At 64.3% G+C, this 19,884-nt stretch carries 17 protein-coding genes; 6 read left to right on the top strand and 11 right to left on the bottom strand.

Going from position 1 to position 19,884, the window contains the following annotated elements; genetic code table 11:
- Positions 1 to 242 precede the first annotated feature (242 nt).
- Genes BMY53_RS16475 through BMY53_RS16460 form a run of 4 tightly spaced genes read right to left on the bottom strand, consistent with a single transcriptional unit; the run spans position 243 to position 5,333 of the window.
- Positions 243 to 683, bottom strand: coding sequence for a hypothetical protein (locus BMY53_RS16475; RefSeq protein ID WP_404947884.1), 441 nt, complete (start codon positions 681 to 683; stop codon positions 243 to 245).
- 51 nt (positions 684 to 734) lie between these two features.
- Positions 735 to 1,232, bottom strand: coding sequence for a cell division protein ZapD (locus BMY53_RS16470; protein ID WP_143074104.1), 498 nt, complete (start codon positions 1,230 to 1,232; stop codon positions 735 to 737).
- On the bottom strand, positions 1,219 to 3,453 hold the full coding sequence (locus BMY53_RS16465) for an RHS repeat-associated core domain-containing protein (RefSeq protein WP_255370246.1): 2,235 nt from the start codon (positions 3,451 to 3,453) through the stop codon (positions 1,219 to 1,221). The genes BMY53_RS16470 and BMY53_RS16465 overlap by 14 nt, the downstream gene beginning before the upstream one ends.
- Before the next feature lie 5 nt (positions 3,454 to 3,458).
- A complete protein-coding gene (locus tag BMY53_RS16460) occupies positions 3,459 to 5,333 on the bottom strand; it encodes an RHS repeat protein (protein ID WP_177200916.1) in 1,875 nt (624 codons plus the stop codon).
- 984 nt (positions 5,334 to 6,317) lie between these two features.
- Here BMY53_RS16460 and BMY53_RS16455 point away from each other — a divergent pair.
- Entirely contained in the window at positions 6,318 to 6,872 is a 555-nt protein-coding gene (locus BMY53_RS16455) for a FlxA-like family protein (RefSeq protein WP_177200915.1), read from the top strand.
- 30 nt (positions 6,873 to 6,902) lie between these two features.
- Here the strand turns inward: BMY53_RS16455 and BMY53_RS26725 are convergent, their stop codons facing one another.
- The gene (locus BMY53_RS26725) at positions 6,903 to 8,441 is read right to left on the bottom strand and encodes a methyl-accepting chemotaxis protein (protein WP_143074103.1); all 1,539 of its coding nucleotides are present in this window, start codon (positions 8,439 to 8,441) and stop codon (positions 6,903 to 6,905) included.
- Between the two features lie 348 nt (positions 8,442 to 8,789).
- Here BMY53_RS26725 and BMY53_RS16445 point away from each other — a divergent pair, with 348 nt between their 5' ends.
- From BMY53_RS16445 to BMY53_RS26815, 4 genes are read left to right on the top strand one after another with little or no spacing between them, the layout of a single operon-like run.
- Complete coding sequence (locus BMY53_RS16445; protein ID WP_092947615.1) at positions 8,790 to 9,536, top strand: gluconate 2-dehydrogenase subunit 3 family protein; 747 nt, start codon at positions 8,790 to 8,792, stop codon at positions 9,534 to 9,536.
- 2 nt (positions 9,537 to 9,538) lie between these two features.
- Complete coding sequence (locus BMY53_RS16440) at positions 9,539 to 11,314, top strand: GMC family oxidoreductase (protein WP_092947574.1); 1,776 nt, start codon at positions 9,539 to 9,541, stop codon at positions 11,312 to 11,314.
- A gap of 14 nt (positions 11,315 to 11,328) precedes the next feature.
- Complete coding sequence (locus tag BMY53_RS16435) at positions 11,329 to 12,729, top strand: cytochrome c (RefSeq protein ID WP_255370242.1); 1,401 nt, start codon at positions 11,329 to 11,331, stop codon at positions 12,727 to 12,729.
- Positions 12,692 to 13,120, top strand: coding sequence for an alpha/beta fold hydrolase (locus BMY53_RS26815; RefSeq protein WP_404947882.1), 429 nt, complete (start codon positions 12,692 to 12,694; stop codon positions 13,118 to 13,120). The genes BMY53_RS16435 and BMY53_RS26815 overlap by 38 nt, the downstream gene beginning before the upstream one ends.
- A 179-nt stretch (positions 13,121 to 13,299) precedes the next feature.
- Here BMY53_RS26815 and BMY53_RS16425 read toward each other — a convergent pair whose 3' ends face one another.
- The 6 genes from BMY53_RS16425 to BMY53_RS16400 all read right to left on the bottom strand — a co-directional run bounded on the left by BMY53_RS16425 (position 13,300) and on the right by BMY53_RS16400 (position 18,459).
- Positions 13,300 to 14,121, bottom strand: coding sequence for an ABC transporter permease subunit (locus BMY53_RS16425; RefSeq protein WP_092947572.1), 822 nt, complete (start codon positions 14,119 to 14,121; stop codon positions 13,300 to 13,302).
- The gene (locus BMY53_RS16420; protein WP_092947571.1) at positions 14,108 to 14,935 is read right to left on the bottom strand and encodes a taurine ABC transporter ATP-binding protein; all 828 of its coding nucleotides are present in this window, start codon (positions 14,933 to 14,935) and stop codon (positions 14,108 to 14,110) included. The genes BMY53_RS16425 and BMY53_RS16420 overlap by 14 nt, the downstream gene beginning before the upstream one ends.
- 3 nt (positions 14,936 to 14,938) lie before the next feature.
- Positions 14,939 to 15,988, bottom strand: a complete 1,050-nt coding sequence (gene tauA, locus BMY53_RS16415; RefSeq protein ID WP_177200914.1) for a taurine ABC transporter substrate-binding protein — start codon at positions 15,986 to 15,988, stop codon at positions 14,939 to 14,941.
- Positions 15,989 to 16,124: 136 nt separating this feature from the next.
- A complete protein-coding gene (locus tag BMY53_RS16410; protein WP_092947570.1) occupies positions 16,125 to 16,826 on the bottom strand; it encodes an amino acid ABC transporter permease in 702 nt (233 codons plus the stop codon).
- Between the two features lie 19 nt (positions 16,827 to 16,845).
- Positions 16,846 to 17,547, bottom strand: coding sequence for an amino acid ABC transporter permease (locus BMY53_RS16405; RefSeq protein WP_092947569.1), 702 nt, complete (start codon positions 17,545 to 17,547; stop codon positions 16,846 to 16,848).
- An 81-nt stretch (positions 17,548 to 17,628) separates the two neighbouring features.
- Positions 17,629 to 18,459 carry an ABC transporter substrate-binding protein gene (locus tag BMY53_RS16400; RefSeq protein ID WP_092947612.1) on the bottom strand — a complete coding sequence of 277 codons (831 nt, stop codon included), beginning with the start codon at positions 18,457 to 18,459 and terminating at the stop codon, positions 17,629 to 17,631.
- Between the two features lie 277 nt (positions 18,460 to 18,736).
- Here BMY53_RS16400 and BMY53_RS16395 point away from each other — a divergent pair, with 277 nt between their 5' ends.
- Positions 18,737 to 19,765: an aliphatic sulfonate ABC transporter substrate-binding protein gene (locus BMY53_RS16395; RefSeq protein WP_092947611.1), complete on the top strand. Its 1,029-nt coding sequence runs from the start codon at positions 18,737 to 18,739 to the stop codon at positions 19,763 to 19,765.
- Positions 19,766 to 19,884: the final 119 nt, after the last annotated feature.

The following is a 19,884-nucleotide window of genomic DNA, read 5'->3' as shown; positions in this document are numbered from 1 at the left end:
ATCTTCTCTAAGAAATGGGTCGGGGTCGAGCGCTGCTAGGTGCATCAATTTTCCAAGTTCTATCGCCGACGGCTGGCGACGGAGCCACCAATGGAATGCCCCATTGCGATCATGCTCTGAGGCACTTTCGTGCCCTGGCTCGAACCCGGCTAGCTGCCACCGGAACAAGTCGTCCGGATACATATCGAACGAAACCCACTCCTGAGGGAAGCGCATCAATTTCAAGAACTCTGCCTTACTCATCATGGCAGCGCACCCGCATCTATTTGTTCCGAACACCACATCGGATCAGCACGGCACGCGGCAGCGATCGATATCGTGCCGCCGGCTTGTATTTGCAGGATAACTCGCCCGTTCTTGAAGATGGACCGCTGTGCTTTTCGAATTTTGTCTTTGGACGCGTCAGCAAGTCCTTCGCAAAACTTCTTCTGCTGGCGCGACATCTTTTTGGCATCGTCCGCTGAAAAGGGTTGGAAATCACTGGTCCGTACCCTAGGCCCGTCATTGGCCCCGAGATGCACGTGATCGGGGCCGTGCTCAGGCCGAAAGTCGGTTGCATCAAGTCCCGGATTCGCGTGAACAGAAGTCTCCCCTACAGATCCAGGGATTCCTGGGATTTTGATGAGCCCCCAAGGATCGACAAAACGAATCGGATTCCCATCCACATAGGCATACGTGTTGATACCGCCCGCCAGCCCAATCGGCTCAAATTGGGTGTAGCGTCCAATCTGTAGTCAAAGTGTTTGTTCCGAAGAAATTTCACGCACGAGAGCCTGCACGGCCTCCGAATCCGCCACCGCTGAATTCGACAAGTATGTCAATGCAGCTTGAGTGCCGTGCAATTCTTTGAGCACTCGTCCCTTACCACATGTCAAATCAACGAAGTCACTTTTGCACATCAATTCCGCTTCCTGAAACGTCCGAAGGGCCGCGTGTGCGTTATCTTCAACCGCGAATTGAAAGTGCGCTTTCTCTATCAATGCGCGACTGCTACAGGGCGCGAGTTCAAATGCCATGTTTAGCAAGTTCATCGCATCTTCCAATACGTAACCTTGCGCATCATCGGCGAGCTGAATGGCAGCAGCCTTCAGCAATAATAAATCAGTAGAAAGAGCAACCCCGTCATTCGCGCGGAAAAAACCGAGAACCGCGGACCAATCGCCTTTGAGGCGTATCTCTGCAACCTCGGAACGCATTTTTTTTATAGCTGAGACAAAATTAGTATTTTCCAAGCAAACGCTCCTGCTGCTGGACAAGCTTCTTCATCTTCTGAGCCTTCTTAGCGATATCACCCGAACCGCGCGCCAGTTTGCATACCTCAGCAAACGACTCTTCCTCAAGCTCCGAGGCGTAGGACGGGGAGCGCTTAGTTGCTCCACGAATCAAGTCGCGCACCGGCGTCAATGCTCGTTGAATCAATTGCGCTTGCTGAGGATTCGCGGCCTCCGCCAATGCCTGCAATTCAGCCACATCGCCCCGCGCGATTGCCTGAGCAATCGCCATGTCGTCTGACTTCTGCAACCCAAAGGGGTCGACGTAGGAAATAGGATTTCCTTCCACGTAGGCATATGTGTTGATGCCTCCACCGAGACCTATCGGGTCACTTTGAACGTAACGCCCACTTGTGGCGTCGTAGTCGCGGTAGTAATTGTAATTGAGCCCAGATTCTTCGTCGAAGTATTGCCCGGGAAACCGCAGCCTGTATTCCATCGCCGCCAGCCCAGTCGGCGCCGGATCCGCCGCAGTCGATCCGAACGGCTCCGAGATCCACCTCCAGCGCTCAACACCCGTGGTGTCCACCAGAATCCGTGGAGCACCGAGGTGATCGGCATAAACATAGAAGATTTCGGGTGCCGGCGCTGACCCGTTCATCACCACTACCGGCAGGTTCCCCATCCATACGAACTCCTGCACCGGCGCCCCATTGGCATCGTATTCGCCAAGAAGTTGACCATCCAAGTCGTAGACGAAGAGCCGTGTGGCGCCTGGCGCTCCACCCGTAACCTTCATGACGCGCTGTCCGCCCGCGTCGTAGGTGTAGGTCGTGGTCACCCCCGCCTTGGTGATTGCCGTCAGCCGGTTGTCGGTGGCATAGGTCGCCGCGCTGTAAAGCGTGGAATCCGCCGTGGTGTTCCCCGCCGCGTCATAGCTGAAGCTGCGTGCCGGGTTGCTGATCTGGTTGAGCCGGTTGCTGGTCGTGGCGGTGGTGTAGTCCCGGCTGGTGCCGTTCAACGTCACATTCGTCCGGTTCCCATTGGCGTCGTAGCCGATGGTCCAGGTTTGGGCAGATGTGCTGACCGTCGTCAGTCGGCTCAGCTCGTCATATCCGAAGGTTTGGCCCAGCGTCTGGGTGGCTGCTGTTGCCAGCCCCGTAGCAGCATCGAGGTGGGAATAGCTGGTGATGCGGTTGGCCGCGTCATACGTCAGGTCCCGCACCACATTGTTCAACGGGTACCGCACCAGCCGGCCGTACTGGTCAAACACCCGCTCGTAAGCCTGGGTCCCGTTGGCCATTTCCATTTGCCAACTACGTGCCGGGCCAAAGGCCTGCCATTGGATGTTGCTCAGCAGCGGCGCCGTGATGGGCGTGGAGGCCTGTGTGAGCCCGATGTACGTCAGTTGGCCACCCTCCCAGGTGAACACCAGTTTGCGGCCGGATGGGTAGGTGAGGCTGGTGACGTGCCCAGCCCCGTCGTAGGTGTAGAGCGTCGTCAGGGCCACCGTGCCGACGGTCTGGACGCTGGTGATCACCCGCCCATGAGCGTCATACCCGGACTGCGTGTTACCGGCAGGGAACGTCGCGGTAGTCAGGCGGCCGACGCCATACCCAAACTCGCCACCGGACTGGTCATAGGTCCAGCCGTAGCCCACCGTGGCCTGGCCCGCCTGGGTGTAGCTGACGGCCGTGGGACGATTCAGGACGTCATACGTGTAGGTGGCCAGGACACCTCGACTGTCCGTGCGAGTGAGCAGGTTGCCGGCAGCATCGTAGGTGCTGTTCGCAATGCCCGTATCCGGGCTGTTGAGCTGGGTGACATCACCGAGCCCCGTGCGCTGGTACTGAGTGACCAGGCTGCGCGGGTCCGTGACCTGATTGAGGTTGTCCTGCCCGTCGTACCCCAGCGAGGTCACGCCGTTCTTGGCGTTGGTGGAAGTCTTGAGACGGTCCAGGGGGTCATAGGCGTTCTGGGTGGTAAGACCAAACCCAGTCACGCCCTTGCCCTTGATCACCTTGGTGAGATTGCCCTTGGCGTCGTACTCGTAATCCGTCACAGGTGCTGGAGACACCGGCGGCGGGGGCAGTGTCACCGCGTGGACGGCGCCTGCCCCAAGCACCGTGGCGGCAACGGCCAGTGCCGCCAGGCCATTGGTGCCGCGCGCACGCGCCGCCGATGCGTGCACCACCAAGCCATGCATCCGCTGGCGCTCCCCGCGCCCCATTACCTTGTTCATCTCGTTCACTCCCCACCCATCGTCTTTTGTGTACGGCTCAACGCGTCAAACACTCGCCCCAGGCTTCGCTGGAGGGTGCCGTTCGGGTCTTGCACGGTTTCGTTGGTCCGATTGCCTCGCTGGTCCAGCGTGTACTGGATCCGGTTGCCCAGGTTGTCGGCCACAGCCACCAAGCGGTGGGCATCGTCGTAGTCGTAGCTGACAGTGCTGCCATCCGGCTGCGTCACCTGCTTGACCAGCCCTGTAGGCCAGTAGGTGTAGCTGGTGGTTTGATCCGCCTGCACCACAGACGTCAAGCGGGAGCGCACGTCATACGTATAGACCGTGCTGAGGCCATTGGCATCCACCACCTCCAGCACCTGACCCAATGCGCTATAGCGCAGATAGTTGGTCACATGGCCCGCCGCGTTCGTGCTGCTCTTGAGGTCACCAGTCCAATGATCAGCGGTGCTGTCGGCGTAATACGTGTTGGTCGTGGTCCTGTCCAGCGGATCAGTCTCGGTTAACACGTGGCCTTGCGCGTCATAAGTCCAGCTCCAGGTGCGGGCGGCAACGCCAGGCTGGGCCACGGCATTGAAGCCCAAGGCGCCGTTCGCATCCGTCGTCGCCTGCTCCACACGCTTGCACAGCACCACGATGGCGCTGCCGTCGGGCAGCAGCGCTGTCGAGGGCGCACAGCTCGCGACGGCGTTGCCGTTGGTGGGGTCGGGCTGACCGTTATAGACCAGCGTGGTGATGCGGTTGGGCTCGGCCGTGCGCACCTGCTTGCGCCACACCGGATGCCAGAGAGAGCTGACCTTGCGAGCCCCAGTGGGCAGCGTTGCATTCGAAGCCAACACCGTGCCGCAGGTCGTGCCACCGGCCAGGCCGTCCACGCGGGTCGATTCGGCATGACGGTTGGCCACAAAGGCATGGCAGGACTGGAGGCCATTGGCATCCAGCTGGCGCGTGATGTTGCCTTCCGAGTCTCGGTCGTACTGCACCGTGGCCGATGCGGAGCCCGCCCCAGCCGGCTGCACCCGGCTGGCCACCAGCGTCACGCCGTTTACCTGCGTACTGGACAGCGTCTCTTCATACCCGTCCGGGCCATGCAGTTGAGCAACGGAGGGTTGGGTGAACGACAAGGATCGAAATAGCTGGCCCGAGGTGAAGGTCTCCGTGACGTTCATCTGAGGTGCTTGTGTCCAGTCGATCGACCATTGAACGCCGCTGGTGCCCGTCCGGGTCGTAACCGCACGACCTTGACTGTCGTAGCTGTAGCGGCCATAGGCCGAGCCGGTTTCGTCTATCAACGCGGTCATCAGCCAAGGTTTGCCGTCCACCTCGTACTGGTATTGCCGGGTTGTCTGGTCCGGATACTGGAAGGTGGTGAGCTGCCCTTTGGCGCCGTAGCGGAATCCGTAGACGTTTCCAGCAGGATCGGTCGCGGAGACGATTCGCATCGACCCCGCCTCCAGCGGGTCGTTCTCATAGGTGAAACCCACCTGACGACCGGAATCGTCCGTGATGCTCTGAAGGACGGAGACAACGCCGCTGCCCATGGGGAGGCTCGCCCGAGTGTAGGTCAGCGTCCGGCCGTCGATGTAGGCCACAGCCGTCGCGTAACCCCGGGGAAAGGCGCCCCACGCATGGGTTTCGATGGCCTCGGCTCCCATGTCGTAGTACCAGAGGCTTGTCCCATTGGCATTGGATTTGGGCTGACCATCAATCTCGGTCGTGTCGAAGATGTAGCCCCGCGTGGTGTAGAAGGTCTTCCACGAGCCGTTGGCCCGTTGATGCAGGGTCAGCCCTTCGTTCGAGGGCGTGGAGGACCGAAGGCTGGATTTGTGGTGGTTGGTAAACCAGATCGGACCCAGCGCAGACTGGGTGGCGCGGTTCATCCGATCGCCCAGACTTTCCCGCAGATAGTTGTAGCTGGCGGTCAGGTTGTGGCCCCGACCCCACTGGAAAACTTGTTCTGATTGACGCTTGACGCCGTCAAGCGGTGTCACAGGGTTGCCGATGCCGGGCGACGTCAATTGACCGGGGCAAGCGCAAAGGGGCTTCTCCTGGTATCTGATGTAGGCGCATGTGCTAGTGGCAGGGATGTAGGTCATTCCCGATGCTGCGCCACACATCATCGTGAACCCGAAATACCCCGTCCAGGGCGTGAATTCCACTACTTCGTCGTGAGTACCATAGGTGTGCGAGGTGTAATAGTGCGTGATCGTGCAATAGATGACGGGTGGCGGGCCCGGCCATCTCGTTTCGCAGTTGTCCAGCGTCGCCCTGTTCTGCCCCCAATGGGTGCCTTCAGACTGGATGGAGTTCAGACCCGGGGAAATGAGGGCCCAGTAAGCCGCGATGAAGGCATCGGAGGACGGATAACAGTCTTTGAGGTGTGCATACAGCGTATTGGTCAGGCACCATTGCTCTTCATAAGTTTCGGCCGAGGCTTTCGAGCAAAGCCCGCCCAGAAGACCGATCACCATCACTACTTTCAACAACCAGCGCATCAGTTCACTCCCTGATCGCTGTCGGCACGGCCAACAGCTTCTGCGCGACCAACGGCCGCATCGTTCATCAAGGGGAGATGTGCCACCCGGCACCTGACATCACGCACGCAGGCCCTCCCGGGCCCGCACGGCTTCTCTCACCGCCACCCCATGTCATTGCGCATGGGTTCAGCGATCTCCCTCGTTGCACCATTGTGTTGATTTCCGATGGCGCTGGAACAACCCCAAAGGGGGAGTTCGTTGACACATTGCAACGAGAGGCAACCGACCTCCATCACTGGCCCACCCTACCCGGCCCATCGGGCGACAGCCGCCCTGCCTCAAGTTTGTTGCCAACCGGTCGATAACAGTTGCAGGGAGCCCATCACCATGAACGTCACCTCCAGCACTGCCAAATCCATCCAGGGCGCTTCGTCCTCGAGTGCGGACTCCAGCAGCGCATCCCAGATCGCGCGCCTGCAAAGCCAGCTCAAGAAGCTGCAGAAGGACCTGAAGGACGCGGCTAGCGACACCACCTCCAGTGCCAAGGCCAAGGAGCAGCGGCAGAAGCTGCTGCAGTCTCAGATCCAGATGGTGATGCAGCAGATCTCGTCGCTGCAGAACGCAGAGGCGAAGGCGGCGCAGGAGAAGGCCAACGGCCAATCAGGCGGCGGCGCCTCAGCCGGGGCGAAGGACGCCTCGGCCAACGGGGGGCCGAGCGCCGCCCAGGCCGTGCACCCAGCGGCCGGCAAGTCTCAGGCGCAAGCCACATCCCGGTCGACCGCTGCATCGGCTTCGGCCACCTCGGAGACCTCCGCCACCGCCCGTTCGTCGCAACTCAAGCTGGAGGCTGACGTAGAGACCGCCGAGGCCGCTGAGGCAACCCCAGGCAAGACGACCACGCGAGCCAGCACCCTGGGCGCCTACCTGGACGTCTACGCCTAAGAAACGGCGCCGCATGGCGGCGCCACCGCGTCAAGCCACGCGGAACACCGACACCACTTCTTCCAGCTTCTGCGCCTGCTCCCGCAGGGAGGTTGCGGCGGCACTGGATTCCTCCACCAACGCGGCATTCTGCTGCGTCATCTGGTCCAACTGCGCCACCGCCTGATTGACCTGGTTGATGCCGTCACGCTGCTCGGTGGCGGCTGCGGCGATCTCGCCCATCAGGTCCGTCACCCGGCCCACGCTGGAGACGATGTCCCCCATCGCCTGGCCGGCCTGCGCCACATCGCTGCTGCCCGCAGCCACGGTTTCCACCGAGCGGCCGATCAAGGTCCGGATCTCCTTGGCCGCTTCACTGCTGCGTTGCGCCAGCGTGCGCACCTCGCTGGCCACGACCGCAAAGCCACGCCCCTGCTCGCCCGCGCGCGCCGCTTCCACAGCTGCATTCAACGCCAGGATGTTGGTCTGGAACGCAATGCCGTCAATGGTGCCAATGATCTCGCTGATGCGCTGCGAAGACTCGCTGATCTGGCGCATCCGTTCCACTACCTGGCCCACCACCTGCCCGCCGCGCTTGGCCGCTTCGGCCGCGCTGCCCGCCATTTGGTTGGCCTGGCGGGCGGTATCGGCGGACTGCGCCACCGTACCCGTCAGCTCTTCCATGCTGGAAGCAGTCTCCTCCAGGTTGGACGCCGTCTGCTCGGTACGTGCCGACAGATCCTGGTTGCCCACGGCGATCTGGCCGGAGGCGCTGGACACGGACTCCACACCGTCCCGCACCTGCGACACCACCGACTTCAACTGCCCCACCATGCGCAGCAAGGCCTTCTGCAGTTGAGCCACCTCGTCTTCACCCTGCACATGCAAGGTCACCGTGAGGTCGCCGCCAGCCACTGATTCGGCCAGTTGCACCGATTGCGCCAGCGGGCGGGTCAGCCCGCGGGTAATGATGAAGCCCAGCACCGCGCCCACCAGCAAGGCGGCAGCGCACACAAGGCCCACGGTCCAGCGGCTGCTTGCATAGATGTTGTTGCCAAGCGTCTCGGCATCCTTGGCGCCCTGGGTGTTGAGCGCCACCAGCTCTTCGAGCGCCTTGTTCAGACCGTCGTAGCGCGGCAGGCCGTCAATGGCCAGGATGCGCTTGGCGGTGGCATCGTCGCCAGCCTTCGCGGCCGCAATCATGATGGCGCTCTGCTCCAGGTAGGCCGCCCAGGCGGAACGGATCTCCTTGAGCTTCTGGCCTTCGGCCGGTGAGCTGATCATCGGCTCATACGCATCCAGGTTCTTGGCCACCTGCTCGCGGGACTGATCGATCTTCTTCGAGTCTGCCAGACGCTCTTCGCCCGTGGACACCATCATGCGGTACTCGCGTGTCCGGTAGCGGCTCACATGCTGATAGATCAACTGTGCCTGGCGGGCGGACGGCAGCCAGTTCTCGGCCATTTCGGTGGACACACCCCTGACACGGCTGAGCTGCCCCACTGCGGTCACACCCAGGATGACGGTCAGAAGAAGAACAAGACTGAAAGCCAAGGCCAGCTTGGCGCCAACGGAAAGACGGGAAAACATGACGAACTCCTGCGAATGGTCGGGGTAATCCCGCACACCAGAATTGTCGCCACGTAGCGAACTTGATGCACCGATGAAGCGGCTCGGAGCCGGCAGAAATCAACGTACAGCAGACGCTTTGTAGCGGGCGGAGATCGCCCCTGTCCGAAAGATGGACACCGTATGGGTGCGAAGACGCATGCGCATGTCTTGAGGGCGATCCAGTCTGTATGCAAACTTCCCGCATTCATCGCAGCGCTGCAGGGCGCTCTGCCTGAATCGCGCGCTGACGCGGTTCTGCAGAAGCGCTCCGAAGTCCTGCCCCTGTCACGGGCCGCCGCCGCGGCGCCCTCTTCAGCCATCGCCAACATGACAGACAAGCCTTCTGACGCCCAGCCACGTCGCTCATTCTTCAAGCGCATCGCCATCGTGCCACTGGCCGCGTCCGCCACCGGGGGTGCGTTGCTCGGGCAAGGCGTGGCCATGAGTCCCGGCGGGAGCGGCACCGCCGTCGCAGCCGCGCAGACACCCGAGCCGCCCTACACCCCCACCTTCTTCAACGCAGAGGAATGGGCGTTTGTGATCGCCGCCTGCGACCGCCTCATTCCCAAGGATGAGCACGGCCCCGGTGCCGTGGAACTCGGCGTGCCCGAGTTCCTGGATCGCCATATGCAGACGCCCTACGCCGCCGGCAACATCTGGTACACGCAAGGCCCTTACACCGAGAGTTCCACCTACTTCGGTTATCAGGGCCGCCTGGTACTGCGGGACATCCTGCGTGTTGGCATCAAGGCGATGAATGCGCGCAGCGCGGCGGACTTCAGCGGCCGCCAATTCGCGCAACTGGAGACCCGGCAGCAGGAAGACCTGCTCAAGCAGGCTGAAGCCGGCAAGCTCAAGTGGGAGGACGTGCCGGACAAGATCTTCTTCAACAGCCTGCTCACCGAGGTGCGCAACGGCTATTTCGCGGACCCCAAGCACGGCGGCAACAAGGGCATGGGTGCCTGGAAGATGATCGGCTACCCCGGCATGCGCGCTGACTATGTGGATTGGGTGGAGGTGCGAGACAAGCCCTACCCCATTGGCCCCGTGGACTTGGCGGGACGGAGGGCATGAGCATGGCCACCGTCAAGAAAAGAGTGGATGCCGTCATCGTCGGCATGGGTTGGACCGGCGCCATCATGGCCAAGGAACTCACCGATGCCGGGCTGCACGTGGTGGTGCTGGAGCGCGGTGCGGACAGGGACACGCAGCCGGACTTCGCCTACCCGCGTGTGGTTGACGAATTGGAAGGGTCGGTCCATCGCCGCTACCTGCAGAGCCTGTCGAAGGAGACGGTCACCATCCGCCATGGTGTGAATGATTCGGCGGTGCCGTATCGGCAGATGGGCTCGTTCAAACCTGGCGATGGCGTGGGCGGGGCCGGCAGCCACTGGTCCGGCTGCCATTTCCGGGCCCTGCCGGAGGACTTGCGCCTGCGCAGCAACGTCGAGCAGCGCTACGGCAGAAACTTCATCCCCAAGGACATGACGATCCAGGACTTCCCCGTCAGCTACGAGGAACTGGAGCCGCACTTCGACCACTTCGAATATGTCTGTGGTACCTCGGGCAAGGCCGGCGTCATCAACGGGCAGCGCGTCGAGGGCGGCAACCCCTTCGAAGGCTCGCGCTCACGCGAGTTCGCACTGCCGCCCAATCCCAATTACCTGGGCGCCGAGATGTTCTACAAGGCCGCCAACGAAAGCGGCTATCACGCCTACCCCATCCCGGCCAGCAACGCCTCGCGGGACTACGTGAACCCGTACAACTGCCAGATGGGGCCCTGCAATTTCTGCGGCTTCTGCAGCGACTACGGCTGCCTCAACTACTCGAAGGCGAGCCCCAACGCCTGCATCCTGCCAGTGCTCCGCCCACGGCCCAACTTCGAGCTACGCACCCATGCGCAGGTGCTGAAGGTCAACCTGGACGACACCCGGCGCAAGGCCACGGGCGTCACCTACCTGGACGCGCAGGGCCGCGAAGTGGAGCAGCCGGCGGACCTGGTGGTGCTCTGCGCGTTCTCGCTCTACAACGTGCACCTGATGCTGCTCTCCGGCATTGGCACGCCCTACGACCCTGTCGAGGGCACCGGCACGGTGGGCCGCAACTACTCGTACCAGAACCTGAACCGGGTCAACCTGTTCTTCGATGATTCGGTGCAGGCCAATGCCTTCATGGGCATCGGCGGCGGTGGCGCCACCTTCGACGACCTCAACGGCAACCAGCTGGACAACGCCAAGGCGGGTTTTGTGGGCGGCGGCATCATCTGGGCGCGCCAACCGGGCTCGGGGCCGGTGCGCGGCATCGCCACACCGCCTGGCGTGCCCAACTGGGGGAGCGCCTGGAAGAAGAGCATCAAGCAGGTCTTCCGCCATTCGTTCTATTACGAGGTGCAAGGTGCCTGCATGTCCTACAAGGACAGCTACTTGAGCCTGGACCCCACCTACAAGGACGGCTTCGGCCGGCCGTTGCTGCGCATGACCTTCGATTGGCACGACAACGAGATTCGCGCCTCCAAGTTCCTCGTCGACAAGGCGATGGACATGTGCAAGGTGCTGAACCCCGTCGCCATGAAGGGCGACGCGAAGAAGCCGGGCGACCACTACAACATCACGCAGTACCAGAGCACCCACACCTGCGGCGGCGCCATCATGGGGCATGACCCCAAGACCTCGGCACTGAACCGCTACCTGCAGTCCTGGGACGTCTCCAACGTCTTCGTGCCCGGCGCCAACGCCTTCCCCCAGAACAATGGCTACAACCCGACCGGCATGGTGGGCGCGCTGACCTACTGGGCGGCCAAGGCCATCCGTGAGCAATACCTGAAGAACCCCGGCCCGCTGGTGCAGGCGTGAACAAGGGCAGCACCATGACCACCAGTCCTTCCTTCAACGGCCGCAAGCGCCGCGCCTTCCCTGCCGTGATCGCCCTGGTCGTGTTGTGCATGTTGGGCGGCGCCGGCCTGTTCGGCTACGCCCTGCTGCCAACGAATACCCGCAGCATCAACCCGGTGCTGCCGGCCGCCGGCTCGCCGGAACTGGCCGAGCTCGTGAAACAGGGCCGCTACGTGGCCGTGACCGGCGACTGCATGGCCTGCCACACCGCGCCGCAGGGCAAGCCCTATGCGGGCGGCCTGGCCATGGCGACCCCGGTCGGCACCCTCCACACCACCAACATCACGCCGGACAAGCAGACCGGCATCGGCAACTTCAGCTTCAACGATTTCGACCGCGCGGTGCGCCACGGCATCACCCCCTCGGGCGACACGCTCTACCCGGCCATGCCGTATCCGTCCTACGGCCGTCTGAGCGACGACGACATGCGCGCGCTTTATGCCTACTTCATGAACGGCGTGGCACCGGTCCAGGCGGCCAACCCGCCGAACGCCATTCCCTGGCCGCTGTCGATGCGCTGGCCGCTGGCGCTGTGGCGAAAGACCTTTGCCCCCGCGCCCACGCAGACACCGCCCGGCGTGGACCTGGCGCGCTACAAGGACCCGGTCATTGCCCGCGGGGCCTACCTGGTGCAAGGCGCAGGCCATTGCGGCAGCTGCCATACGCCACGGGCTTCGACCCTGCAGGAACTGGCGCTGGACGACGGCGGCCCGCAATACCTGGCCGGCGGCCAGGTGATCGATGGCTGGCTGGCCAGCAACTTGCGCGGCGACGCGGCCGACGGCCTGGGCCGCTGGACGGTGCAGGACATCGTCGCCACCCTGAAGACGGCCCGCAATACCCATGCCGCCGTGGTCGGCACGCCGATGCACGAAGTGGTGACGCAGAGCACCCAGCACATGACGGATGAGGATCTGCGGGCCATCGCGGCCTACCTGAAGACGTTGCCGGCGTCGTCCTCCGCCGTGGCGAAATTCGAGCCGAACGAAGAAACAGCACGGCAGTTGCGGTCGGGCGTCGAACCCAACCGGGGCGCGCAGGTGTATGTCGACAATTGCGCTGCCTGCCACCGCACCGATGGCAAGGGCTATGCGAAGGCCTTCCCACCGATCGCCGGCAATGCCACGGTGCTGGCCCCCGACCCGGCGTCGCTGATCCGACTGGTTCTGGCTGGTGGCGAGCTGCCGTCGACCGTCGAGCGGCCGTCCAATCTCGGCATGCCCGCCTTTGCGGATCGCCTCTCCGACGAGGAGGTGGCGCAACTGCTGACCTTCGTCCGGCAGGGCTGGGGCAACCAGGCGCCCACCGTGGAAGCCGCCCAGGTCAAGCAAGTACGCAGTGAGCTGGCGCAGGCGCACACGGGGCACAACAAGTAGAGTCCGCTGGATCCGTGGATCTCCTCGCCACGGGGTCACGGCAGCTGCACAGGCATCGTTGATCCATTCCGGGGCCGCCTCTTGTCGGCGCTGTCATGTACATAGGTGGGAACGGCATTTCACAAGTGCCCTTCCCGCTCCTATCGTCGCGCCACCCATCCCCACCGATGCCGAGGCGCCCGTGCTCAAGTACCTGTCCTATGCGCTGATCCTGCACGGGGATGTCGACCCTCTGATCCCGGGCGAGCATTCGCGCCGATTTGCCGCCGCGATTCCCAACGCCAGGCTCGTGGTCTATCCGGATGTGGGGCACCTGCCGCAGCAGGAGATTCCCGAGCGGTCGGCCAAGGATGTGGCGCGCTTCCTGGACCGGCTGGCGCCTGGGGCGTGAGGCGACAGCCCTATCGCTCGGCCCTGATGTTGAGACATGATGGCGGTAGAGTGCAGTGCGTAGTGCAGCCCTGGTACAGCCCGTAGTGCAGTGCGCCTGACGCCTCGGCCTCAGCCAATCCCGTGGTCAGCCTGGCCACCCGCCTGATCTGAAGCGGCCAGGAACGGCGCCGGGAGGGCTCAGCCCCTTCCCCGCCACGGCACCACACGGCGCTCCACCGCCCGCATCAGCAGGTCAAACGACCAGGCCACGCCGCCGATGACCAGGATCCCCATCACCACGATGTCGGTGCGCAGGAAGTTGGAGGCGTTCAGCACCATCTGGCCCAGGCCGGACGAGGCCGCCACCATCTCGGCGGCCACCAGGGTGGTCCAGCCAAAACCCAGCGCCACGCGCATGCCCACCAGGATCTCCGGCAGCGCCGCCGGCAGGGCCACATGCCACATCAGCTGCCAGCGGTTGGCGCCCATGGAAGCCGCCGCATGCAGCTGCTCGGGGGCGGCACTGCGCAGGCCGGAACGGGCGGCAAGGGCCAGCGGCGCAAAGCATGAGAGATAGATCAACAGCACCTTGGGCACCTCATCGATGCCAAACCAGATGATGATCAACGGCAGGTAGGCCAGCGGCGGTAGCGGCCGATAGAACTCCAGCGGCGGGTCCAGCAGCCCACGCGCCCAGCGCGACAGGCCCATGGCGATGCCCAACGGCACCGCCGTCACGCAGGCCAGGCCGAAGGCCAGCATCACCCGACCCAGGCTGGCCGCCAGATGGCGCCACAGCGGCAGGTCGTTGGCCCGACCGGTCAGATACTCCGAGAACTGCTGGGCCACCGCAGCTGGCGATGGGAGGAACAGCGGCTTGACCCAGCTTGCGGCCGTCACGCCCCACCACAGCAGCAGCCCGGCGAACACCGTGGCCGCGCTGATCCATGCGCTGGACCCGGCGCCGGGCACCGAGGGGCGACTGACCTTGCGCAGCGGTATGGGCTCAGGCCGCAACACGGGAGTTCACCTCGCTGAGACGCGCAGCAGATGCCGCGCCGCGCCCGTGCAGATGGGACAACACCTCCTCGCGCAGCGCAATGAACTCGCGGCTGGATTTCTCCGCCCGGGCATCCCCATGCGCCAGGAATCGTCGCGAGAACGGCAGGTCATGCATCTCCCGCACCACGCGCCCTGGCCCCGGGCTCATCAACACCAGCCGAGTCCCCAGAAACAATGCCTCTTCCACGGAATGGGTCACAAACACCACCAGCTTGGCGGTGGCCTGCCAGACCTGCAGCAGCAACTCCTGCACCTGTTCCCGCGTCAAGGCGTCCAGCGCGCCCAGCGGCTCGTCCATCAGCAGCACTGCCGGATCGCTCGCCAAGGCACGGGCAATGCCCACACGCTGCTGCATGCCACCGGAGAGCTGCCAGGTGCGGCGGTCCCCGTGCTCGGCCAGGCCCACCTGGGCCAGCCGCTCCTGGGCCCTCTGGCGCCGTTCCGTGCGCGGCACCCCGCGCAGGCGCAAGGGCAGCGCCACGTTGTCCCGCACGTTCAGCCACGGCAGCAGGGCATGTCGCTGAAACACCACGCCACGGTCGGCGCCGGGGCCGGCCACCGGTTGGCCGTCCAGCACCATGCGCCCGGCGCTGGGTGGCAGGAAGCCGGCGATGCAGTTCAGCAGGGTGGTCTTGCCGCAGCCCGAAGCGCCCAGCAGCACCAGGAATTCGGGGCTGGACACGGTCAGGTCCAGCGGCGCCAACGCCTGCACAGCCTCACCCCGTGGCCCGTCGAAGCAGACTTCCAGCCCGCGCAGTTCGAGTGTGGCCACCGCTCAGCGCGCCGCCAGGGCCTTCTTCACGTACTCGGTCGTGACATAGGCGCCGTAATCGGGCTTGAGGGTCTGCACCCTCCCCTGCTCCTGCAGAAAACTCGCAGTGTTGGCCAGCGCCTTGGCCGCGCCACCGCCCAGCCAGGTGGCGGAGAGTTGTTCTTCGGGCGTCGGGAAGCGGTAGAGGGAGATGGCCCCTGGTACGTCCTTCGGGTCCGCCTTGCTCCACTTCGCAATGGCGCGGACTTCCGGCGTGTCGGCTGTCCAGCGCTTGCCCTGGCTGCGGTAGTTGGCATCAGCGCGCGCCAGTGCCTTCACCAGCGCCACCACAAAGGTTTCGTTCTCGGCGGCCCAGCGCGCATTCACCACCAGGCCGTCAAACGTCGGATGCCCTTTGCGCCCGATGCTGCCCGAACTGGCGATGACCTTGCCACTGGCCTTGATGCGGGCCAGGGCCGGATCCCAGACAAACGCGGCGTCGATGTCGCCGCGCTCCCAGGCGGCCGCCACTTCCGGCGGGCGCAGATTCACCACCTGGACGTCCTTGGGGTCGACGCCCTCCAGCTTCAACCCCACCAGCAGCTGGTAATGCGAGGTGCTGACAAACGGCGTGGCCACCTTCTTGCCCTTGAGGTCCTTCCAGCTGTTGATGCCACTGCCGTTGCGGGCCACCAGCGCCTCGGCATCGGCAATGTCATCCAGGATCCAGAACAGGCGAATGTCCTGCCCCTGGCTGGTGGCGGCGGCAATCGGGCTGGAGCCGGCTTCGCCGATCTGCACATCACCGGAGGCCATGGCGCGAATCACATCGCCGCCCCCACCAAACTGCCGCCATTGAATCCTGTAGCCGGTGCTCTTCTCCAGTTCCCCGGATTCGATCAGCGTGCGCAGCGGCACCAGCATGTCCTGATAGGCAAACGTGACCTCCCTGGTTTCTGCGGCCTGGACGGCTGGCGAGACGGCCAGCGCCATGGCGCAGACGCCGAGCGACGCCCAGGGCAGGAACGGCGCCACGGCGCGGCGAAGGTGATCAAGCAGGGAACGCTGGGCCATGCGGGCTCCGTGAGTGGTGCAGAAGTAGCCCGGACTCTAGGCAGCGCCCGCCCGCCGGCCAACAAAGCGCTGCGCATGAGCTTATGCGGAGGCCTGTGCGGACGCGGATACGCTGACGTGCGCAAGCGCATGCAGATCAGGCTGTACGAATCCGGGGGCCGGCCCCCAGCCGTCGCTCCAGCGCATGCGCACAGCGCGAGAGCCCGAAGCACAGCACGAAGTAGCACAGGGCCAGCCCGCCGTAGACGGCCACCGGCTGCACCAGCACCTGGGCGTTGATCTGATTGGCGATGAAGGACAGTTCCGACAGGCCGATGATGGTGCCCAGCGAGGTCTGCTTGATGGTCGATGCCAATTGGTTGACCAATGAAGGCAGCATCTGCCGCAACGCCTGGGGCAGCAGCACCAGGCGCAAGGCCTGCAGTCGGCTCATGCCCAGGGCCTGGGCCGCCTGGGCCTGGCCGGCTGGCAGGGCCTGGAGCCCGGCCCGCACGATTTCAGCCAGGTAGGCCGCATCAAACAGCACCAGCGCGGCCAGCATGGTCGCGAACTGCCCCGTCTTCTGCCCGGTGACACTGGGCAGAAAGAAATAGGCCCAGAACACCACCATCAGCAGCGGCGTGCCGCGCACCACAAACACCCAGGCCGTCACCGGCCAGCGCAGCACCCGTGGGCGGCTGACCCGCGCCACGCCCAGCAGCACGCCCAGCGGTAGCGCCAGCACCATGCCGAGCAGGGCCAGCAGCACAGTGAGGCAAAGCCCGCCCAGGGGGCCTTGTGGATATTGGCCTACCAGCGCATAGAGCCAGTAGACATCGATCATCTCCAGGATGCTCATCGAGGGGGTCCCGCCCGGCTCATCGGCTGGCCGCCCGGACCGGGTAGCGCCATTGGTAGAAGGTGCCGGCCGCCGTGATCGCCAGCGAGACACTGAGATAGACCAGCGTGGCCGCCAGGAAGGTCTCGAAGCCGCGGAAGCTGGCGGACTCCACCCGCTGCGCCTGGGTCATGAGCTCGGCGGTGCCGATCACGCTGGCGATGCTGGTGTTCTTCCAAAGATTCAACGTCTGCGAGATCAGCGGCGGCACAATGGCCCGCACCGCCTGCGGCAGCACCACCCAACGCACCAGCGCGCCCCATCCCATGCCCAGGGACCGCGCAGCCAGCCATTGGCCGTGAGGCACCGAGCGTATCCCCGAGCGGATGTCCTCCGCCATGTAGGCTGTGGTGTAAACCACCAGCGCCGAGACGGCCGCGATGGCCTCGATGTGGCCCGCATACAGCCAGGCCTTGAAGTCCTCCGGCAGGAGTTCCGGCACGGCGAAGTACCAGAACAACAGATGGGCCAGCAGCGGAACGTTGCGAACGGTCTCCACATAACCCCAGGCCAGACGGTTCACCACCCTCACGGGTGAGAGCCGCGCCAGTGCCACCAGGGTCGCCAGGGGCAGCGAGCTCAACAAGGCGATCAGCGTGAGCAGGAGCGACAGCTTCACGCCTGCCAGCAGCCAGGCCAGGAACTGGCCGTGAAGAACATGGGAAAGATCGATCGTGGGCATGGTGAGGCCGGAACGCGCCCGGACGTGACGACGCCCCGGTAGCCGGGGCGCGCTGTGAGAGGAATCGCGTGCAGTGCCGGATCAGCTCTGGACTTGATCGCTCTCGATCTTGAAGTCGCGGGTCGGGAACTTCAGGCGCGTGTCCGGGCCATACCATTTGACGAAGAGCTGCTGGGCCACGCCGCTCTTCTCCAGATCACGCAGCACACCGTCGACCTGGGCCTTGAAGTTCTTCTCGCCCTTGCGGATGCCCAGCGCCAGCGGCTCGACGCTCAGGTTGGCAGACAGGATCTGGTACTGCGCCGAGGCCGCGCCCAGCTTGGCGAATTGATCCAGCAGCGACACCTCGTCGTTCACAAAGGCCACGCCCTTGCCCTGCTGCAGGGCCTGGAAGGCCTGCGGGCCGGTGTCGAAGGTCACCACATCCACATTGGGCACGGCCTTGCGGATGTTGGGCTCCTGCGTGCCGCCCTTGATGGTGACGATTTTCTTGCCATTGAGCTGGTCCAGCGACTTGATGCCGCTGTCCTTCTTCACCAGCACCTTCTGCCCGGTGACAAAGGTGGTCAGCGAGAAGTCGATCACCGCTTCACGCTCCTTGTTGTGGGTCAGGCTGGCGGCGAGCAGGTCCACCTGCCCTTGCTGCAGCTCGGGGATACGGGCCGCCACCGCCAGCTGCTTCAGCCGCAGCTTCACGCCCAGCTTCTCGGCAATGGCCTTGGCCAGATCCACCTCGTAGCCGACGATCTCGCGGCTCTTGGGGTCGATGAAGCTGTTGGGCTCGTCGGTGCCCAGAACGCCCACCACCAGTTCGCCGCGTTGCTTCACATCAGCAAGCTGGTCCGCGTGGGCGACGCCCAGCATGGTGGCGGAGGTGGCAACGATCAACAAGGCGCGGCGGGTCAGGCTCATGGTGTGTGGCATCCGTGAAGGACGTGGAGTGATTGAGAGCCTCCAGCGTAGGTTTGCCGTACGCCGGTCACAACGAAGCGATGGGCATATGCATGCGCGCAATCCGCACAGAAGAACTGATAGACACAGGGCCACGCGCACATGCAGCCGCAGCCGCAGCGGTGTGTCCATTGCCGTCTATGCATAGACGAATTGCTTCATTGGCATCCGACGCGCTGAACACTATGTTGCTGAACCCCTTACCTCCGCATCACTCCTCGCTTCGGTGCCGCTCATCATGGATTCCTCTGCCTCGCCCTCCCCCCTCGCCTCCACGCCGTCCGCCCTGTCCACCGACGCCGGGCCTTCCCGCCGCCAGTGGCTGCTGCAGGGCGCCGCCATCGCCGCACTGGCGGGTGGCGCCACCGGATGGGGGCTGGCCCAGGCCGCCGAAACGCGGACGCTGCGCATCGGTTATCAGAAGTCCAGCACCCTGACCCTGCTGCTGAAGTCCCGCGGCGTGCTGGAAAAGGCACTCGCCCCGCAGCAGATCCATGTGCAGTGGCATGAGTTCACCTCTGGCCTGCCACTGCTGGAGGCGCTGAATGTCGGCGCGCTGGACCTGAGTGCGGACGTGGCCGATGCCGTGCCACCCTTTGCCCTGGCGGCCGGTGCCAGGCTGACCTATTACGCCATCGAGACGCCCTCGCCCACCGCGCAGGCCATCGTGGTGCGCAAGGATTCCCCCATCACGACGCTGGCGCAGCTCAAGGGCAAGAAGGTGGCGTTCGCCAAAGGCGCCGGTGCGCACTACCTGCTGCTGGAGGCGCTGTCGCAGGCCGGGCTTTCCATCCGGGACATCGAACCCGCCTATCTCAACCCCGCCGATGGCCGTGCCGCATTCGAGAACGGCTCGGTCGCCGCCTGGGTGATCTGGGATCCGTTTCTGGCCGCTGTGCAGCGACAGTCGAGCGCACGTGTGCTGACCGACGGCACCAGGATCTCGAACTATCGCCGCTTCTACCTCGCGTCCACCAGCTTCGCGCAGGAGAACCCCGCGGTGCTGCAACGTGTGTATGAGGAGCTGCAGCGTGCGGGTGAATGGGTCAAGAAAAATCCGGCCGCCGCCGCTGAATGGCATGCGCCGGTACTTGGCCTGGACGCCGCCACCGTGGCGGCCGCCAACGAGCGCCGCAGCTATGCGGTGAAGCCGGTGGATGCGGAATCGCTGACCGAGCAGCAGCGCATTGCCGATGCCTTTACGGCTGCGCAGATCCTGCCTCGCAAGGTGGCGGTGCAGGAATCACCGGTCTGGCGTCCCGCCTGACCTTGGGTGCTTCTGGCGCCCGGTGGTGCCATTTGGGGCAAAAAACTCGGACCAGCGTCACCGTCTGCGGCACATCCAGCCGCTGCTTGAGGAGGCCCGCCTGCCTGTAGAAATCGGCA

Origin of the sequence: Roseateles sp. YR242 (assembly GCF_900109745.1) — a bacterium.
GTDB lineage: Bacteria > Pseudomonadota > Gammaproteobacteria > Burkholderiales > Burkholderiaceae_C > Roseateles.
The sequence above is the reverse complement of the archived record's forward strand: the minus strand, read 5'-3'. Positions and strand labels throughout refer to the sequence as shown.

What these genes read in the sequence shown, in the direction of transcription:
- BMY53_RS16435 (WP_255370242.1), top strand. Translation starts at nt 11,329, where the DNA reads ATGACCACCAGTCCTTCCTTCAACGGCCGCAAGCGCCGCGCCTTCCCT.
- BMY53_RS16395 (WP_092947611.1), top strand. Translation starts at nt 18,737, where the DNA reads ATGGATTCCTCTGCCTCGCCCTCCCCCCTCGCCTCCACGCCGTCCGCC.
- BMY53_RS26725 (WP_143074103.1), bottom strand. Translation starts at nt 8,441, where the DNA reads ATGTTTTCCCGTCTTTCCGTTGGCGCCAAGCTGGCCTTGGCTTTCAGT.
- BMY53_RS16440 (WP_092947574.1), top strand. Translation starts at nt 9,539, where the DNA reads ATGGCCACCGTCAAGAAAAGAGTGGATGCCGTCATCGTCGGCATGGGT.
- BMY53_RS16465 (WP_255370246.1), bottom strand. Translation starts at nt 3,453, where the DNA reads ATGAACAAGGTAATGGGGCGCGGGGAGCGCCAGCGGATGCATGGCTTG.
- BMY53_RS16455 (WP_177200915.1), top strand. Translation starts at nt 6,318, where the DNA reads ATGAACGTCACCTCCAGCACTGCCAAATCCATCCAGGGCGCTTCGTCC.
- BMY53_RS16410 (WP_092947570.1), bottom strand. Translation starts at nt 16,826, where the DNA reads ATGAGCATCCTGGAGATGATCGATGTCTACTGGCTCTATGCGCTGGTA.
- BMY53_RS16445 (WP_092947615.1), top strand. Translation starts at nt 8,790, where the DNA reads ATGACAGACAAGCCTTCTGACGCCCAGCCACGTCGCTCATTCTTCAAG.
- BMY53_RS16405 (WP_092947569.1), bottom strand. Translation starts at nt 17,547, where the DNA reads ATGCCCACGATCGATCTTTCCCATGTTCTTCACGGCCAGTTCCTGGCC.
- tauA (WP_177200914.1), bottom strand. Translation starts at nt 15,988, where the DNA reads ATGGCCCAGCGTTCCCTGCTTGATCACCTTCGCCGCGCCGTGGCGCCG.
- BMY53_RS16460 (WP_177200916.1), bottom strand. Translation starts at nt 5,333, where the DNA reads ATGAACCGCGCCACCCAGTCTGCGCTGGGTCCGATCTGGTTTACCAAC.
- BMY53_RS16400 (WP_092947612.1), bottom strand. Translation starts at nt 18,459, where the DNA reads ATGAGCCTGACCCGCCGCGCCTTGTTGATCGTTGCCACCTCCGCCACC.